We start from the raw sequence: 449 nt of genomic DNA on the forward strand, positions 1-449 counted from the left end.
CTCAAAACTGAACGATGGGCAATGCCACATGGGCATTTTCCTTAGAAAGGAGGTGATCCAGCCGCACCTTCCGATACGGCTACCTTGTTACGACTTCACCCCAATCATCTGTCCCACCTTCGGCGGCTGGCTCCCTAAGGTTACCTCACCGACTTCGGGTGTTACAAACTCTCGTGGTGTGACGGGCGGTGTGTACAAGACCCGGGAACGTATTCACCGCAGTATGCTGACCTGCGATTACTAGCGATTCCGACTTCATGCAGGCGAGTTGCAGCCTGCAATCCGAACTGAGAACGGCTTTCTGGGATTGGCTCCACCTCGCGGCTTCGCTGCCCTTTGTACCGTCCATTGTAGCACGTGTGTAGCCCAACTCATAAGGGGCATGATGATTTGACGTCATCCCCACCTTCCTCCGGTTTGTCACCGGCAGTCTCCTTAGAGTGCCCAAC

At 55.0% G+C, this 449-nt stretch carries 1 rRNA gene; it reads right to left on the reverse strand.

From position 1 onward, the window contains the following. Positions 1-45: 45 nt before the first annotated feature. A 16S ribosomal RNA gene (locus KNP64_RS14755) occupies positions 46-449 on the reverse strand; the annotation flags it as partial.

This window comes from Exiguobacterium sp. s64, from assembly GCF_018618035.1.
GTDB lineage: Bacteria > Bacillota > Bacilli > Exiguobacteriales > Exiguobacteriaceae > Exiguobacterium > Exiguobacterium mexicanum_A.